Below are 18,125 nucleotides of genomic sequence, written 5' to 3' on the forward strand. Positions count from 1 at the left end.
TTCAGCCGGGGCTATCAGATGATTCCGGCGTCCAGACTCATGGCGATGGTGGTCCCCAATGCAGTGACCTGGTCGATGAATTCCTCATTCCATTCACCCCGGCAAACTAAAGGCGGTTGCACCATCTTCCAGCGTAACCCAGTAGTAATCGTTTCTACCGCCCGGCAGGTGCCCGTTCCGTCATGCCCCGCCCGCACAAAGAGTGCAAACGGCAAGCCCTGCTTTTTTTCCAGGCATGGATAATAGATGCGGTCAAAAAAGTCTTTCAGAGCGCCACTCATATAGCCGAGGTTTTCAGTGGTGCCCAGAATAATGGCGTCGCACTCAAGAACATCCTCTGCCGTGGCGTGCAGGGGCGCGATCGCATTGACGGTTACCTCAGTGACATTCGGGTCACGGGTGCCTTCCAATACAGCATCCCGCAGCCGCGCGGTATTGGGTGAGGGGGCGTGGATGACGACCAGCAGCGTTTTCATAAATACGCGTCCGTTACAGTTGAATTCAATAACATAATAACCAGAATCCACATCAATCGTTAACCCGTCGTTAACCCTCACCCAGGTTATAACAGAGACCATCAATGACTAATATCGGTACGTGAGCTCTCTGAATGCGTTTTTCCTCTTCTACTTTTCATCCTTTAGCGCCTGTTTTCACAGGGATTATTCTGTTGGGGCTGAGTGCCTGCGCGATGCATGATCCGCAGCCGGACTACCAGACCCGGGTCGATCAGCAGGTCAATCAGATACCGCATTGGTCAACCCAGTCCGGTGTTGCCCAAATCCAGGCGTTGATTAATAGCGTCGAGCTGGAAGCATTGGTGAACGAAGCGCTGGCTCACAACCCCGGCTTGCAACAAACGCTGCTGACGTTGCAGTCCGCGATGGTGGATTTGAAATTGAGTGACGCGGAACGCTTACCGACAGTGGACGCCGGCTTCGAGGCAGAGCGAGTGGAAGCCGTATCCGCAACCACTTATACGGGTTCGGTAACGGTGGGTTGGCAGCTCGATCTGTGGGCGCAGCAGGCAAATGCCAGCGCCGCGGTGCAGCAGGATGTCACCCAGCAGCGGCTTTTATATCAGTCTGCGCGGGACACCCTGGCCACGGACGTTATGACCGCCTGGCTGAATCTGATTTACCTGCAGCGGGCACTGGATATAGAACAACAGCGTTTGGCCAGCTACGAGTTGAATGAGTCCGTGGTATTAGGCCGCTATCGCAAAGGGCTGGGTACGTTAGAGGATCTGGACGCCATCCGAACATCGTTAGCTTCGGGACGTGCCACGGTGGTGAGCTATCAGGAAAACCTGTCACAACAGCAACGGGCGCTGCAAACGCTACTGGGACGAACCCGCGCCGACCCGTTAGCCATTCCCCGGAGCTATCCGGATGTATTGCAGCCGCTGGTGGAATTACCGGAAGTCAGTCTGCAACGACGCCCTGATTTACAGGCTGCGTATGCTTCCATCCTGGCGGAAGAGCTGCGTACACGGGTGGCGTACAAAGATTTGTTACCCAGTATCAATGTGCAGGCGGCTTTGAATGATATGGCCGCCAAACCCGGAGAGGCCTTATTGACGGACCCTATATGGAATTTGTTGGGACAACTGACGTTGCCGTTGTTTCATGGCGGCGCATTGCGGGCGCAAGTGAATAAGCAGGAGCTTGCCACGTCGACCGCGTATGAAGCGTATCGGGGAAGTTTGCTTAATGCCGTAGAGGAGGTGGATAACGCGTTATCCCAGGAGCAGTCTCTGCAACTGCAGCAAGCACATATTGAACAGGCGCTGCTCAGCGCGCAAAACAATTTGCAACAATACCAACGTAAATACCGCACTGGGGCCGTCTCTATTCTTGATTTGTTGTCTGTGCAACAGACGCACTTTGATCTGCAAAGTCAGCTCGACGTATTGATTTTAAACCGACTTAGTAACCGCATTACCTTGGCTCTGGCCTTGGGCTTGGGAGTAGATGTATGAACCTGGCGTCCAGACGACCGTTAATTACCTTTGTTGCAGCGCTTTTTGTCTTTGGCCTGGTTTTGTTTGCCAGTCTGCAAGCGATCGGCAACCCAAAGCCTCCAGGCGCAGTAAATCCAGTATCAAAACAGGCATCAACCCAAAGCACAACCCCCACGGTGAAGGTGACCGCCGTTTCAGCGCAGCCCTATCAAGCGGCGATAAAAGGCTACGGCAGCGTTGCGGCACACTATCAGTTAACGCTGAACAGTCGGGTCTCCGGTCAGGTAACGCAAGTTAACCAAGACTTTGAAACCGGTCGCAAAGTACAGAAAGGCGAAGTGTTGATGATGTTGGAAAACAGCAGCTATCAGGCCGCCCTGGCCAGCGCTAACCTTGCTTATCAGGAAGCGCTACGGGAGGCCGAACAGGCGCGGACAGAGTGGACCAGTTCCGGGCTGGAGGGCGACCCGGAATCACCACTGGTTTTTTATGAGCCGCAACTGCAGGAGGCGCGCGCTAACTATGAGGTGGCGGAAAAAAACCTGCAGGACACCCGCGTAAGTGCCACTTTCGATGGCATCGTTACCGCACGGTCGGTTGCACCGGGCAGTTACATTAGCGCAGGCAGTGAACTGGGCGAAATTATAAGTAGTGATCGGGTTGAAATCGCAGTGCCTTTGTCATCCCAAGAGTGGGCAATGCTGCCAACGCTCTCCGAGCTAAGCGCACAGGAGGTGGGATTAGTCGATGTCGAAACCGGCCGTCAATGGGTGGGGCGAGTGCTGCGCGAAGAAAAGCAGCTCGATTCGGCGACTCGCCAACGGTCCATTGTTATTGCAGTGGAGCAGCCATTTGAGCAAGACCCGGCGCTGATGCCCGGCACCTTTGTGGAGGCTACTTTACCTGGCCTAGACGTGGCCGGTTTGTGGCGATTACCCAGCACCAGCCTGAGCCAGCGTGGCAAAGTCTGGTATATCGACGAGCAGGGAACCCTGCAAAACTTCGACGCCGAACCGATTTTTGTCGATGGCGGGGATATCTTTGTCCATCCCCCGCAAGCATTAAGCGCTACGCCTCAGCAGGTACTAGTGAGCCCGATGAACAGTTATGTAACGGGTACTCCGGTGATGGCACGGGAGGCCGACAACAATGAGTGATCAATCACCCCTGCGAGGGATAATAGCCTGGTTTGCTTCCAACCCGGTTGCAGCCAATTTGCTGATGCTGCTGATCATCGCGGCCGGGATTTCAACCATGGGGAGTCTACGCAAAGAGGCCTTTCCTGCTACGGAACCGAACAAAATTACGGTTTCTGTGGAATATAAAAGCGGCTCAGCAAGCCAATCGGAAGAAGGCATTGCCATTAAAATAGAAGATGCGCTGGAAGATGTTATCGGCATCAAAACAATTACCAGCAGTGCAACCACGTCGGGTGCCACGGTGACCATAGAAAAGCAGTCCGACTACGATCTGGATACCTTGCTGACTGACGTTAAAAATAAAGTGGACAGTATCTCGAACTTCCCCGCTCTGGCTGAAAATCCGATTGTTGAAAAAGCGGTGCGCGAAGCCCACGCCATAACCATTCAGCTTTATGGGGAAGCGGATCGCAGCCTGTTGCAGCAGGTGGCTGAAAACCTGCGTGATGATTTGCTTATCAGCCCGAATATCAATTCGGTCAGTTACAGTGGATGGCTGGATCCGATGATGGCCATAGAAATAGACGAAGCGCGGTTACAGGCCTATGACCTGACTTTGTCTGATGTGGAAGCTGCGATCAATAACAACTCGTCCAATACCAATACCGCAGTGCTCAGAAATGAGAATCTGTACCTGCAACTGAAAGCATCAGAGCAGGCCTATTTTAAGTATGAGTTCGCAGAGATCCCGCTGTTGACAACGGCCACAGGCAGTGTGATTCGTTTGGGAAGTGTGGCGACGATCCGCGATACCTTCGACGACACGACGTCGTCTTTGTCGCGTTTCAATGGGGTCAACAGCCTGGGTCTGGAAGTGATCGCAACCGGTGCTGATGATATTACCGATACCGTGACTGCTACCAATGAGCTGGTGCAGCAATGGCGTTCTGAAGGCCGTTTACCGGAAGGGCTTGAACTTGAAACCTGGTATGACAGCAGCCAGAGCATCGAAGAACGGTTGTCATTGTTGGTACGTAATGCCGGCACTGGTATTTTGTTGGTGTTTATTCTATTAGCCCTCTTCCTCAATCTGAGTGTCGCGTTTTGGGTTGCGGCAGGCTTGCCGTTTATCTGCTTTGGCACACTGTACTTTATGGGCGATAATTTTGCCGGGTTGACGCTTAACGAATTCACGACGTTCGGTTTTATTATGGCCTTGGGTATTGTGGTGGACGATGCAGTGGTCATTGGTGAGAGCATCTATTCAACCCGATCGCGCTTCGGTGATACAGTAGAAAACACCATCAAGGGCACCATGCGAGTCGCCGTTCCCACCTTGTTCGGGGTGTTCACGACCGTGGTTGCTTTTATGGCTCTATCCGAAGTGTCCGGCATGCTGGGTAAACTCTATGCGCAATTTGCTGCGGTAGTGACCATTTGTTTGCTACTGTCGATAGTCGAATCCAAATTAATTTTGCCTTCTCATTTATCCCACTTGCGCACTCACCGGAATGGCAAAAAGACCAATCCAGTAGCGCGGCTTTGGCAGGCGATGCAAAATGGCGCTGATTTTGGATTAAACCGGTTTAACGATCGACTCTATCGTCCCGCAATCATGTTGTTTGTCCGCTATCGCTATGCGGTTGTGGTGCTTGCCCTGACCTTGTTCGTGTTGGTGATGAGTATGCCGTTCAACGGTACCGTTCGAATGAGCTTTTTTCCTGATATTGTGGGTGAAACGGTGCGTGCCGAGGTCACGATGCTGAATGACGCCAGCTATGGACAAACCCATTCGGCGTTGTTGGATCTGGAGCAGTCAGCGTTGCAAGCCGATCAAATGCTTCGCACCGACAAAGGTGAGAGCGCATCCGATATGGCCATAGCCCACCTGCAAGTGCTATCCGAGGCCGATCAAAGCGGGGGCGTGGTGGTGGAGCTGGCCGATGATGCACCCTATAACATTAATGAATTTACCCGTCGCTGGAAGCAATTGGCAGGGCAGCCGGAGGGGGTGCTCACGTTGAATATCCTCAATGCCCGCCGGCAGGTGGACGCGTTGCGAATAGAACTTCGCGCCAACAGCGACGAGGTGTTGGAAAGTGCCGGTGCCGATTTTCGCGACTTGCTAAAAACCACGCCGGGAGTGAGTGGCATCAGTTCTAACCTGGATCCGGGCCAACCCCGAATACAATTAACGCTGAACCCTTTGGGTCGGTCTTTGGGTTTGAACACCGATGAACTGGCCGCTCAAATCTATCAGGCGTTCAGCGGCGAAGTGGTGCAACGTTACCAACGCAACTCAGACGAGATCGAAGTCAAAGTACGCTATCCTGAGCGGGATCGTCAGTCCATCAATAGCGTGTTGTCGTCACGGGTGCGTACCCCGGACGGCGAGGTTGTGCCCCTGGCGACGGTGGCGAACATTGCCTATGGTTATACCCGGGATTCCATAACCCGGATCGACAACAAACGCGCAGTGTATGTATCAGCAGACGTTGATAAAACGCTGATCTCGGCGACCGAGTTGGTCAACGTACTGAAAGCCGGTATCGCCGAGCGCCTGGAACGCCAATACCCCACACTGGATATTCACTTTGCCGGCGAGGCGGAGGAACAGGCCGAAACCGCTTCCTCCATGAGCCACATGTTCCTGATGGCGATGATGATCATCTATCTGTTGTTGGCCGTACCTCTAAAGTCGTATATCCAGCCGTTGCTGATAATGACGGCCATTCCTTTTGGCGTGGTCGGGGCCATACTCGGGCATTGGCTCAACGATCTATCCTTGGGGATCTTATCATTGAACGGTATCATCGCTTTAAGCGGTGTGGTGGTGAACGATAGCCTGCTGCTGGTGAGCAGTTATAATGAGTTGGAAGAAGAGGGGCAGGGTAGCCGGATGGAATCGATTGTTGAAGCGTGTACCGGGCGCTTACGAGCGGTTTTACTTACCTCTGTTACCACCTTTGCCGGATTGGTGCCGTTATTGGGCGAAACCTCAATGCAGGCGCAGTTTCTGATTCCGGCCGCGGTATCCCTGGGCTACGGCATTCTATTTGCCACCCTCATCACTCTGATTTTTATTCCGGCGTTGGTTATGATTCAGGAAGATGCGAAAGACGTCATCAAATCTTTAAGTGCCAGGATTGTTGGTAAGGAACTCACCTCATGATTTCGGTTTTATTGGTGGAAGATGATCTCGACCTGGCGGCAACGGTGGTTCAGTATCTGCAATTGGAAGAAATTCAGTGTGATCACGCCAACAATGGCATCAGTGGACTTCATTTATTGCAGAAGAATCGCTATGACGCATTATTGCTGGACTTGAATCTGCCACGTATGGACGGCATCAGCGTATGTGAAAATATTCGTGCCAGTGGTAATGATACGCCGGTCTTAATGCTCACTGCGCGCGACCAGCTTTCCGATAAAATTGAAGGCTTTCACGCCGGAACCGATGATTTTCTGGTGAAGCCCTTTGACATGGAAGAGTTGGTGTTGCGGGTGCAGGCATTAACCCGTCGCCGCAGCGGACAGGTACAGCGACTGGCCTGTGGTGATCTGACTATGGATTTAACCCGTAGGCAGGCGCAGCGGGGTGGACAACCCTTGCATCTATCTCCGGTCGGCTGGAAATTGCTGGAGGCACTGCTGCGTGAATCGCCCGCCGCCGTATCGCGTGAGAAATTACAAGCCTCTGTGTGGGGCGACGATCCTCCGGACAGCAACAGCCTGAAGGTCCATATGTATAACCTGCGTAAAGTATTGGAAAGTGATTCTGAACAAACCCTACTGCATACCGTAAAAGGATACGGTTTTGCGTTGTATTCAGCGGACGGTGACGACACCGAATGAAATCTTACCTCAATCTAAAACGCTCTGTGTTACTTGCGATTGTCTGTGTGGTACTGACTTTGGTCATCGGCTACTCGATATTGGCAGCAAGCTATTTTATCGCTGGGATGGATAACATCGTAGCTGCAAATATGGCGCGTGCCATGCGCAACGAAGTGCAGCCAGAATTGAGTGATAATCCGTTCAAGCAGATCAATTTGACGAAAACCTGGGCTGAGCAGCCGGCATCGGTCAGGGTTTACCTGCCCCAGGGTCCGGTTCAACCAGACAAACTGTATAAGACCCATTTGAATGGCAAAAAAAGAATCCTGTTTGCACTAAAACAAAAAATCGACAATGAAATCTGGTATTCCAGTTTTCATATGTCCCCCCGTAGTATGGCGCATCTGGTCGGCGTCAACGTGCGCCAGAACATGAATCGCTTGCTGTTTATTGCGCTGGGCATCACGCTGGCGATCAGCTTGATTATCTGGTGGTTCTTACGGCGAATACAGAACCCCATTTCCCGATTGAATCGGTGGGCGCAAGCGCTGAACGAGCACAACCTGAATGAACCGATACCGGATTTCATCTATCCTGAATTGAACGGTTTCGCGCACCTGGTCCATGGCAGTTTGTATTCGGCCAAAGCCGGTATCGAACGTGAGCAGCAACTGTTAAGGCAAACCAGTCATGAATTACGAACACCCATTAGTGTGATTCGGTCGAATGTCGAACTGGCTAAAAAAATTCAACTCAAATCCAATAGCAAAGACGTGGATGAACAAATTCTTCAGCGGATCGACCGTGCCAGTTTAGCAATGAAACAGATGACGGAAACGTTATTGTGGTTGAACAAAGACGAACTGAATTCGCTGGATAAAACCCGGTTGCGGATGGACGCCTTGATTGAAGATATTATGGAGCCGCTGCGCTATTTGCTCCAGGGTAAACCGGTTACCGTAGCCGTATCATTGAACCCGGTGCAGCTGGATGTGCCCGAGGCCGCCACTCGCATCGTACTGGGGAATCTTATCCGGAATGCCTTTCAGCATACAGTGGAAGGGCAAGTGGAGATTACGTTGATCGACAATATCGTGGTAATCACCAACCGTGAATCCACTCCAGAAGAAGCCAAGACCGATCTCGGCTTTGGGCTGGGCTTAAAGCTGACCGGGCAACTCACCCAGAAGTTAGGCTGGGGCTGTATCACGACCTCACAAGACGCAAAATACACCGTGGAACTGACGATCAATTAACGTGGTGCCAAAAGCGTTGTTGGGTTTACAAAGAACGTCTACAAAGACCCTTTGGGCTGCTCGCCGTGATTGGATTTCGCGCGGAGTGGCACCATATCCACTTGCGCCTTAAAACTTTCTGCGCTTGCCGCGTGCCACCATTGGCTATAGTGGGTGTCGTCCGGCGCCTCAATCAAACTGTTTTCTGGCAGAAAGCGATAAATGCGATCAATCATTTTGGAGTCGGTAGCACCGATACGATGCACGAGATGGTGTGGTTGCAAATCGCAGGGATGAGTCAAACCGGCAGCGGCTACAATATCGCTTAATGCCAGTAACGTTTTTTGGTGAAAGCGGGCCGCACGCTCGGCCTGCACATCCACCACCAAGCCCCTCTGACGGCCAGGGTCTTGGGTGGTAATACCAGTGGGGCAGGTACCGGTATGACAACGCTGCGCCTGAATACAGCCGATAGAAAACATAAACGCGCGGGCCGCGTTACACCAGTCAGCGCCGATAGCAAGATTGCGCGCCAGCCCGGCACCGGAATAGACCTTGCCACTGGCGGCTAGTTTTACCTTGTCGCGCAATCCGGTGCCCACCAACGCATTACGCACGGTGATCAATCCTTCAGTGAGCGGCATGCCGACAAAATCCGAAAGCTCCAGCGGGGCAGCTCCGGTACCGCCTTCGGCGCCGTCTACCACGATATAGTCCAGATAAATTCCGGTTTTCAACATGGCCTTCATGATCGCTAATACTTCATGAATATGACCCACACACAACTTGATGCCAACGGGCTTGCCACAGGAAAGCTCACGCATGCGGGCGGCAAATTCCAATAGCTCAATGGGTGTAGAAAACGCGGAATGAGCCCGCGGGGATAAACAATCCTGGTGCACTGGGATTTTACGCACAGCGGCGATTTCTTCGGTAACCTTAGCGCCGGGCAAAAGACCGCCGTGTCCGGGTTTGGCTCCCTGACTGAGCTTTATTTCCGTCATTTTAACCGCATCACTGCTTGCCTGTTCTTGGAATAATCCGGCATCAAAATGTCCGTTACCATCTCGACAGCCAAAATACCCGGAGCCGATCTCCCAAACCAGATCGCCACCGTGTTCCAGATGATAGGAGCTGATGCCCCCTTCGCCTGTGTCGTGATAAAAGTTACCCAGCTGCGCACCTTTGTTCAGCGCCGCAATGGCGTTCGCTGACAGAGCGCCAAAACTCATCGCAGAAATATTAAGGACAGATGCATTGTATGGCTGGCTGCACTGCTCACCACCGACCGTAATCCGCGGATCCTCTTCGGGGTGAGCGGCGGGTACGATGGAATGGCTCATCCATTCATACTCCCCGGAATCCGTGTCCCGTTCGGTGCCGAAAGGATGCGTGTCGCGTTTGCCCTGTGCCCGAGCGTGCACCAGATTACGTGCATCCAGACTAAACGGTTTGCCCTCCAGATCGCCTTCCACAATATAAGAGCGTAGATAGGGCCTTAAGTCGTAAAACAACCAGCGAATGCGGGCAGCAATAGGGAAGTTGCGGGTAAGCGTCAACTGTTGCTGGTTGTAATCATAGAAGCCCATTATCAGGAACGGAACGCTGATGATACAGCCCAGTAGCCAGACCGCGTTGCTGAACGCGAGCACGATACACAATAAGGTCAGTGCGGCCGCCGCAATGAAAAGAATATTACGCTTAACTACATCAGATCCGTTGCAGCCGGCATGTTCATTGTCCGATGCCATCTTCCCCTCCCGAAGCACTGTTATGGGACATTAAATTGATGGTCTTTTGAGTAGCGAAGTGCAATAAAATTCCATTTATTCTGATTGTTCGGAATCGCCAACAACGCGGCTCTGCGCATCGCAGCTTCAGCGTTACTGACTGGGAGGCGATGCGGCACTACCCGCCAGAATGCCGCCATCTACATTTACCTCAATACCGGTTATGTATTTAGACTCGTCGCAAGCAAGGAACAACGCCGCATAGGCAACGTCCTTTGGTTCACCCATAACGCCCAGTGGGATCTCGGACGAGATTACTTTAATGGCACTTTCCCGTTGCTCTCCTTCACCCAGCATTGCATCCCATATAGGGGTATAGATAGCACCGGGGTGGATAGAGTTACATCGTATGGGGTACTTCTTTTCCGCACAATAAAGCGCAACGGATTTGGTGTGGTTGCGAACGGCGGCTTTGCTGGAAGCATAGGCGGCGGCAAACGGAATGCCGATAATGCCCGACCGTGACGAAATATTAACGATACTGCCCGACGAAGCATTTTTAATTAACTGAATACCGTACTTGCAACCAAGAGCAACACCATCCAGATTGGTGGCATGCACTTTGTGCCAACTTTCAATGTCCAGATTTTCTGGATCATGGGGCCCTGAAGTCTCGAATATACCAGCGATGCCCGCGTTATTCACAACAACATCCAGGCCGCCGTATTGGCTTTTGACAAAGTCACTGGCTGCTTTCCAATCTTCCTCTTTGCTCACGTTCAAGTGAAAATAACAGGAAGGTTCACCCAGGCCAGTAGCGACTTCGTTGCCCAAATCATCATTAATATCAGTGACTAAAACCACTGCACCTTCTTCTGAAAACAGCTCGGCAATGGCTCTTCCAATGCCTCTGGCAGCGCCGGTTACCAATACGGTTTTGTTTTTAAGTCTTAACATCGATCCTCCATAGTAAAAGCAACTGCCCCCTATGAAACCTCCAATTTTTCACTGAAGTGATAGCTGGCAATAGTCAAACCTTGCCTGAAATAAAATTTATGTGCCTGATGTCGATGGGTTCCTGAATCAAGATGAAGATAGTGGCAACCGGCATCGACCGCCTGAGCGCGTAACCAGGACAGCATTGTCTCGCCATACCCTTTAGATCGCTTCGCATCCGACGTAACCAGGTCGTCCACGTAAAGGTGTTTTCCCATAAACAGGTTGGAACAGATACGGTATCCGGCCACCGCCACCACCTTATCGTCATCCTTCAAATAAGCCAACTTATAACCCTCAATTTCCATGTCGCGGACTTGTGTCAAAAATGACTCGCGCTGCAGGTGAGGGCGGAGCTCTGACATTACATCAAAGCAGCTTTCTATTTCTTCATCGGTTATTGCTTGCTGAGGCATGCCTTGTCCTTTTTTGTCAGAGTTAAGGTCACCAGTCTGTACGATTCACTAAGATACTTCGTAGGTCATAAGGTGTTTTTCTATTCCACTTTAAACACGCTGGTCTTTACTGACATAGAATTTAAAGTCGCAGCTCTTGGCTCCACTCGCAAGGGTCTGAGTCCTGGTGAAATCAGCGTGCCATCTATCTGCCAATTTATAATCTTGAACGCATGCTGCGTGATAACATAGGTCCGGATGCCCCTGGGACTTGTAATACGCTTGAATAGGGCAGGTCACAACATCAAAAGAAAGGTCCGCATCCGATGAGGTAAAAACTCGCTCAAAAGGTCTGGTAAAAAGAAGCCCCCATAACACTTTATCAATCCAGTAAATTCGGGATATTGAATTCAGTCCCCTTGTGATAGATAAGTGCCACATGGGCGATCCCAATAATTGAGTAATTTCCCAGTTAATATTCTCGATATGCAGTTTTGCATCTTGTTCAGAAATGCCGGATTGTAGCGTCGACTGGTAGAAGGCGATATTGCGCTGGCACGTTGCAATGATAAATGACATGCCTAGCGTTTCTTTACGGTCCGATTTAGGCAGCTTCTTATATTCGCCTTCTGTTAAATCCAGAATTTTTCTTATTCTATGGCTCGGTAGAGCAGGGCGCAAAACCCGCTTTACGGCCCTATTGAAAATCCAGGCATGAATCAATGTTCTGTCCCTCTGCGTTCGGATCTATCGCTATAGCCAGCCACTACTATACACCTGCCACTAATAATATCGGTGATACAAGGAAAAGCCACATACAGGCTAGAACCAAATTACTCAATGCAAATGCGATTAAACGATGTATGACATTATTATATGAAAGATGTATCAGGCTATGCAGGAGGCGTAGGATTACATAAACCCATGCCAATACGAGCACTTTTATGTCAACTGCCTCAAGCAAATAATAGAGAGTACACGCAAAGTAGAATACTATTGGCAGCTCCAATAGATTCATGTAGTTCCTATTGGCGAGGGACACGTATTCCGGAACGCGATTGGATTCACCCAGCTCGAAATCCTTCGCCGTTATCTTACCTTCGAACGCAGCCTTGAATCTTCTATATGGAATTTGCAACAAAACTATAAGCGTCAGGCCAACCAATGCCAGCGCCGGTAATAATATTTGGCCTTGAATAATTTCATGCATCACTTATTCCTATGGGTGACGCCGTAATTACAGGGCAAAAAAGGTTGTTCATGCCACGTGCCTGCTAACGCCAGGATGACTGCATATCCCGACTATTCGTGCGGATGTTCATCGAATTGTTTCGCGTTATCGCCAATTTTGAACCAGCCCGGTTTCTCGGAAACAAACTCATGGAATAAATTTTCAATCTCAATATCACCATCAATGCAATTGGCATGTATTGGGAAGGATTCCATCTTGGAAAAAACCTCGCCAAGAGCAGAACCACAAACCGAACAAAAACACCGATCATATTTATAAGGTGATACGGCCTTGTAGACTGATATCTTATCGCGGCCAGCAGTAATATGAAATTTATCGGATTTTACGAATGCCAAAGCGCTAGCCCCGACTTTACGGCAACGGCTGCAATGACACATGCCCATCATGCTAGGCATCTCGGTTAATTCAAACTGTACCGCTCCACAACAACAGCTTCCTTTCATCATATCGCACCTTCAAGTATGAGGTATTCTGTCTGCGAAAGCGTAGCATGAAAGCTGTATGGATGAACAGTTTTATGAAGGTGATGATTTTAGGTGTGTCACAACTGCATCGCATCTGAAATTGTTGTACCACACCCTAGAGTACGCCCAAGCGCCCCTCACCTCAGCTAAAGCCCAGAAAATCGAATGAGCCGCTTGTCAAAAAGGTTTTCAGCGGCTTCATGTGGAATTCGAGTTCAGGCCCCAACTTTATTTCTATCCATGACGATCTCAACTCTCTGGTTATTTTAATCAGCCTGCAAAGTACAGTGCCCGGTTCGGACTATTGCCCGATAAAGTAGCTTTGTTCGTCGCGAGTGATTTTATCCGAATGATAAAAGGTCTGTGCCCTGATATCGCGCCGTATTTCACCGGCTGGAACGGTGACCTGCTCAGTGCAGGTGAGTGTCTGCCCCGGCTGCATGCTCGCAAAGATACAAGTACGTTTCCATTTGGAATTCGGTGGAGAGTATTCAGCGTCGGCGTAAAAGCGGCTATACACACGCACATAGGTCAACTCAAATGGCCCCGTGTTCGTCACTGAGTAGGTGTAGCTGACGGGCTCTCCCGTGTTAAATGCTTGCCCTGGCGCATCGTTATCGTTGTCTTGCCCATTCAGTAATACGGTAAGATCGAGTGATGGCACAGTGCTGTTGCTGCCGCCCACATACCAAGCGGGGGTGTCCCCTATGGTTTTATCGCCATTTTTGTCGTAACCCTGAGCGGAGATAAGCATCTTAAACGCCCCGTCAACGATTAAGGTCGTATCACTGCAACTGGCATCGCCTGCACCGGTGATGTCGCCCAGTTCGCACAGGAGGCTCCAGGTATTATCCAATTGTGGTTCAAACCGCTTTATAAACAGCTTAACGCCAGTGGCCTCCTCATCACCGGTATTGCTGACAACGAAATCCCATGTGGCCGTGCTGCCGCTGTTAGGCAATGCCGGCCCGGGCTTGGTTAGAGTGCTTTGGCCGTCTATGCTGGCAGCTACCTTGAGTTTGGCGGGCACAACCGATGAGGCAGGATCCAATTCGATTAAATAGATATTTTTCAATAACCCCGGTTGCGGGTTGCCGTCGATTAAATTACTGGCCTGGGATTGAAATACTACCCGCGTACCGTCCGAGCTGATGGAGGGAAAAAGCGAGGCCCGGTCGCTCTGAACGCCGCTGTCAGAAACCGATATCCGCGTGGTGGTATTTTGCAGCAGGTCACGAAGAAAGATATCCGGGTTGTGGTTGTTGTCATTCGGCGCAATATTCGTCGCTGTGGAAGAAAACACCACAAATCGCCCGTCATCGCTAATATCGCCGGAAAATTCGAAGCCATTGTTTGGATTGCCGTCGTTCTTTACCGAGGCCATCAGCGTTTGCTCTGTCATCGTGTCGTGAACAAAAATATCGGTTTCATCATTATCGTCGCCCGGCACCAGGTTGTCGGAAGAAGAATTGAAAAGCACATAACGACCGTCGCCGCTTACACTGGACTCTTCGGATTGGTTGTTGCCATACTCCCCCGCTGAGCTTAACGAAACTATCCGCGTTTCTCCGGTTTGTCGGTCGTAACGGAAAATGTCGGAGGTGTGACGATCATCGTTTGGTACCACATCATCTGCCCAAGTTTGATAGGTAACATAGCGACCATTGTCGCTGATGGTCGGCTTCGTTGCCTCGCGACCGCCATCCAGAATTTGAGAACCGTCTGCGGTGAGCGATACTCGAGATATGCTGTCGGTAGCACCATCATAGGCAAAAATATCCCGCAACCCGTTGGTGTCGCCCGGCACCAGGTTCGTTGCGACGGATTCAAAAGCGATGACCTGGCCGTCACCACTGATCTTGGGTAAACCCGAACCGCCATTGGTTGCACCGCCGCTTGTACTTCGAGTGATGAGCAGTGTTTCTCCTGTTACTCGATCGTGGCGGAAGATGTCACGCCGGGTGTTGAGATCATCCGGCGATAAGTTACTGGCGGTAGATCCGAAGGCAATATAGCGGCCATCGGCACTGATGGAAGGGAAAAAAGAATCCCCATTGGCCTGCACTCCACTACCGGACACCGATATACGCTCCATGGTGCCGGTGGCATAGTGGTAAACAAAAACATCGTCTTTGCCGTTGGTATCGTTCATCACCAAGTTATCGGAGCTGGAAACAAAAGTGACATATTGTCCATCGGCACTGATTTGTGGAAATCTGGAGTCGGCTGTCGTTCGTGTGCCGTCGTAAGCCTGGGAAATAATGGATGTTGTTGCAGAATAGCATGGTGCGCTGGCGAGCAGCCCTGTCAGGGCGACCAGCTTGATTGATTGCTTGTTCATAATCATTTTTCCGTCCATGTGCTGATCGTCTATCGAGTTAAACTGCCCTTGTTGGGAGAAATCCTATCACAAGAGACCACAACTTAATGAACCTTTGATTTAGTCCGCCGGAAAGACATAATATGTCCAGTCGCAGGCGCTGACCATCCACTTCCCGGATCGATTGGATAAATTTATCAGATTGTGACGGGGCTAGGGTGACTGCTTTGTCAGGTCCGCGTGCATCGAACAGTAAGGCAGTTTTTATTTTGAAGTCCCTGAGATAAAAATCTGAAAATATACCGGTTTTTAATAAGTACGGGCTCCCACCGTTCATTAACGAATATTATTGTCAGAAGACAGATTGCCTGTTCTAAATATTGTAAATATATTAATCGCAACAGTAAAAAGTATCACTGTTATCGTAAAGGGGTTAGAAGGTTCTGGATAATACTTAAAATAGGCATAGATGACCGGAAAAGACAAAATAACAACTAAAAAAATAGGGATTAAATCTTCAAATACTCCACTCGGCAATTTCATCTTAGATATAATGATCAACAATACCTTATGTGAGATTACTAAATAAGCGCAAATTGATGCCAAGCCGATAATTTCATAATTTAAATTTGTCATTTTTTAGTTGCTTCGTATGTATATCCCGCGCTAAAAGCATTAGTTGTTAGGTCTAACAATAACAGGGCTGCTCCACCAGTATGCGTTTGTTATGATAAAGCCAGCTCCATGACTATATTTGCCCTTGAATAAACTGGATGCTTTCCTTGAAAAACTGTTATAAACCCTTTTGATTTGTAAAGAGCTATAGCTGATTCCAGTTTTGTATTTGATACCAGATATACCTTTTTCGCACCAATCTCAGCTAACTTATTCAAACACGCCTCCATCAGATTGCGTCCGAAGCCTTTTCCTCGGTGCTGAGGAGAGACTGCCATGCGGGCTAATTCGTATACGCCTTCACCCTCAAAGAAAAGTGCGCAAGTCCCAACCACTATTTCACCTTCCAAAATCGAAAATATATAACCACCGTCATCAATAATCCTTCCTGGATTTCTAGCAAGATTATGATCAACTTCTTCGAGATCGAAATAATGTGAAATCCATTCCTCATTCAGTCGTATAAACTCTGCAAGAAATTCTTTCTCGTTAACTACTATCTTCATGGATTTCTCAATATACAAGCCAGTGCTTAGAAACTAGAAGCAGGCATAACGCCGGGCAACAAGGCTGTCCAAGGGAGCGTAGCGACCGACTGCTTGCTGTTGTTATGTGACATACATGGCATAGGTTTACTCGATCTCAAGATCATGATCAATCGTGCAGTATGCTACAGTTTTGCAATCCGAGACTGTCAATAAATATGACTCAATCCACTTAGTTTTAATGGCGCCTGAGCTATCTACCATGCTCCATTCCAGCGTTGCCATTGCATTGTCGTTACCAAGCCACTTGATATCGAGATCGCTGTAAAAGCAGCTAGCATATCCAAGTTTTTTATACTTATCGAGATACGCTTGAAAGTAGTCGCTAATTTCCTGTTTAGTACGTAATATTATGGGGTCAAAGCTGGTTCCCTTTACCAATAAGGGTGCAGTAAATTTAGGTGCAATGCGGTCACCATTAAAAGTAAGAAATACCTCGATGAAGTCATCGAAGTATGCCGTAACAAGACGACTTTTCTTCATTTATCCGCACGGGTCAATGACATGGTTGTTATACGCTGCCTCAAAGCCTATCTAATATTTTCTTCAACTCATGATGGGGTAAGTCTTTATACTCCGGCATTTGCATTAGCCTAATCAAAGCCCATTTACTATATTTCTCATTCAACTTGAGTCGTTTGATGTCTTCAATTGTTGTATCGTCTGGCTTAGGTAGAACACCACGCCTGACCAAGCTCTTTTCACTTGGTTTGACATATAAATAGAAGTAAAGGAACAAAATAAAAAGTATCGATGTAGTAACTAGAGCGAGCAATTTCATTTATGCTGCACTCCGAAGAAATTCAGGATGCTTTAAAAGCTCTGCCTCCAACCAAGAGGCATAAATCTGATTTTCCCTTGCCATCGCTAAAGCATCAGCTATGCTAGTGCCACATGATAAAGTTCTCCCTAATGCAACAGCGCTACTGCCAATTACAGCACCGACATGGTAGGATGCTCCTACTGCCACACCCAATGTGGCCACTTTGCCAACAATCGGAGAGATCGCCATACCCATAGTTGCCCTAAACATAACCGCTGTAACTGCTGCTTGATAGCTCAACACCAATTTTCATATATCCTCAATTTTCACTATCTCAGCATTCCGGTGCAGCCATTTGTTAGCACTTTGACTCCTACACCAATTCATGACCGCAAAATCTTTTCCATTGATTTGCCCTTGGCAAGCTCATCAATTAACTTGTCGAGGTATCGAATCTTGCGCATCAGTGGATCTTCGACCTCTTCAACACGAACTCCACATACAACCCCCTTGATGAGAGATACGTTGGGGTTAAGTGTCGGTGCCTCGGCAAAGAATGTAGCTAAGTCAGTCTCGCCGTCAACATAATTAGCCAAGCAATCAGAGCTATAACCTGTGAGCCGACAAATGATTTGAATGACTTCCTCTTCCGTTCTGTTTTTCTTCTCTGCCTTTTGGACATAGAGAGAATAGATTTTTGAGAATGCCATAGAGCAAATTTTGTGATTAGGCATCACTTAATCTCCTTAGAGTGCTATCGCCACACATAAGTGCGTCACAATGCATGTGATTGTTAGAAGGCCTAGCATTC

16 protein-coding genes are annotated in these 18,125 nt (G+C 49.4%); 5 read left to right on the top strand and 11 right to left on the bottom strand.

Annotated elements, in window-relative coordinates; genetic code table 11:
• Positions 1-14: 14 nt before the first annotated feature.
• Positions 15-476 (bottom strand): flavodoxin family protein, encoded by a 462-nt coding sequence (locus FT643_RS08770; RefSeq protein WP_156870999.1) that lies wholly within the window; start codon positions 474-476, stop codon positions 15-17.
• 134 nt (positions 477-610) lie between these two features.
• Here FT643_RS08770 and FT643_RS08775 point away from each other — a divergent pair, with 134 nt between their 5' ends.
• The 5 genes from FT643_RS08775 to FT643_RS08795 are packed head-to-tail and all read left to right on the top strand — an operon-like array spanning position 611 to position 8,195.
• Positions 611-1,981 (top strand): TolC family protein, encoded by a 1,371-nt coding sequence (locus FT643_RS08775; protein WP_156871000.1) that lies wholly within the window; start codon positions 611-613, stop codon positions 1,979-1,981.
• Positions 1,978-3,120, top strand: a complete 1,143-nt coding sequence (locus FT643_RS08780; RefSeq protein WP_156871001.1) for an efflux RND transporter periplasmic adaptor subunit — start codon at positions 1,978-1,980, stop codon at positions 3,118-3,120. Before FT643_RS08775 ends, FT643_RS08780 begins: the two co-directional genes overlap by 4 nt.
• Positions 3,113-6,274, top strand: coding sequence for an efflux RND transporter permease subunit (locus tag FT643_RS08785; protein WP_156871002.1), 3,162 nt, complete (start codon positions 3,113-3,115; stop codon positions 6,272-6,274). Before FT643_RS08780 ends, FT643_RS08785 begins: the two co-directional genes overlap by 8 nt.
• Positions 6,271-6,957: a response regulator transcription factor gene (locus tag FT643_RS08790; RefSeq protein WP_156871003.1), complete on the top strand. Its 687-nt coding sequence runs from the start codon at positions 6,271-6,273 to the stop codon at positions 6,955-6,957. Before FT643_RS08785 ends, FT643_RS08790 begins: the two co-directional genes overlap by 4 nt.
• Entirely contained in the window at positions 6,954-8,195 is a 1,242-nt protein-coding gene (locus FT643_RS08795) for a sensor histidine kinase (RefSeq protein ID WP_156871004.1), read from the top strand. Before FT643_RS08790 ends, FT643_RS08795 begins: the two co-directional genes overlap by 4 nt.
• A gap of 38 nt (positions 8,196-8,233) precedes the next feature.
• Here FT643_RS08795 and FT643_RS08800 read toward each other — a convergent pair whose 3' ends face one another.
• From FT643_RS08800 to FT643_RS08845, 10 genes are all read right to left on the bottom strand, one after another.
• Complete coding sequence (locus FT643_RS08800; RefSeq protein WP_156871005.1) at positions 8,234-9,925, bottom strand: FMN-binding glutamate synthase family protein; 1,692 nt, start codon at positions 9,923-9,925, stop codon at positions 8,234-8,236.
• A 132-nt stretch (positions 9,926-10,057) separates the two neighbouring features.
• A complete protein-coding gene (locus tag FT643_RS08805) occupies positions 10,058-10,861 on the bottom strand; it encodes an SDR family oxidoreductase (RefSeq protein WP_156871006.1) in 804 nt (267 codons plus the stop codon).
• Between the two features lie 29 nt (positions 10,862-10,890).
• Positions 10,891-11,316, bottom strand: coding sequence for a GNAT family N-acetyltransferase (locus FT643_RS08810; protein ID WP_156871007.1), 426 nt, complete (start codon positions 11,314-11,316; stop codon positions 10,891-10,893).
• A 90-nt stretch (positions 11,317-11,406) separates the two neighbouring features.
• Positions 11,407-12,018, bottom strand: coding sequence for an L-2-amino-thiazoline-4-carboxylic acid hydrolase (locus FT643_RS08815; RefSeq protein WP_156871008.1), 612 nt, complete (start codon positions 12,016-12,018; stop codon positions 11,407-11,409).
• Between the two features lie 46 nt (positions 12,019-12,064).
• On the bottom strand, positions 12,065-12,505 hold the full coding sequence (locus tag FT643_RS24015; RefSeq protein WP_156871009.1) for an MAPEG family protein: 441 nt from the start codon (positions 12,503-12,505) through the stop codon (positions 12,065-12,067).
• 92 nt (positions 12,506-12,597) lie between these two features.
• Positions 12,598-12,993: a GFA family protein gene (locus FT643_RS08825; protein ID WP_156871010.1), complete on the bottom strand. Its 396-nt coding sequence runs from the start codon at positions 12,991-12,993 to the stop codon at positions 12,598-12,600.
• A gap of 319 nt (positions 12,994-13,312) precedes the next feature.
• Positions 13,313-15,352 (bottom strand): TolB family protein, encoded by a 2,040-nt coding sequence (locus FT643_RS08830; protein WP_198043422.1) that lies wholly within the window; start codon positions 15,350-15,352, stop codon positions 13,313-13,315.
• Between the two features lie 704 nt (positions 15,353-16,056).
• Positions 16,057-16,512: a GNAT family N-acetyltransferase gene (locus tag FT643_RS08835; RefSeq protein ID WP_156871012.1), complete on the bottom strand. Its 456-nt coding sequence runs from the start codon at positions 16,510-16,512 to the stop codon at positions 16,057-16,059.
• Positions 16,513-16,638: 126 nt separating this feature from the next.
• Entirely contained in the window at positions 16,639-17,034 is a 396-nt protein-coding gene (locus FT643_RS08840; protein WP_156871013.1) for a hypothetical protein, read from the bottom strand.
• A gap of 663 nt (positions 17,035-17,697) precedes the next feature.
• On the bottom strand, positions 17,698-18,048 hold the full coding sequence (locus FT643_RS08845; protein WP_156871014.1) for a DUF2200 domain-containing protein: 351 nt from the start codon (positions 18,046-18,048) through the stop codon (positions 17,698-17,700).
• Between the last annotated feature and the right edge of the window lie 77 nt (positions 18,049-18,125).

It is taken from the genome of Ketobacter sp. MCCC 1A13808, from assembly GCF_009746715.1.
Lineage (GTDB): Bacteria > Pseudomonadota > Gammaproteobacteria > Pseudomonadales > Ketobacteraceae > Ketobacter.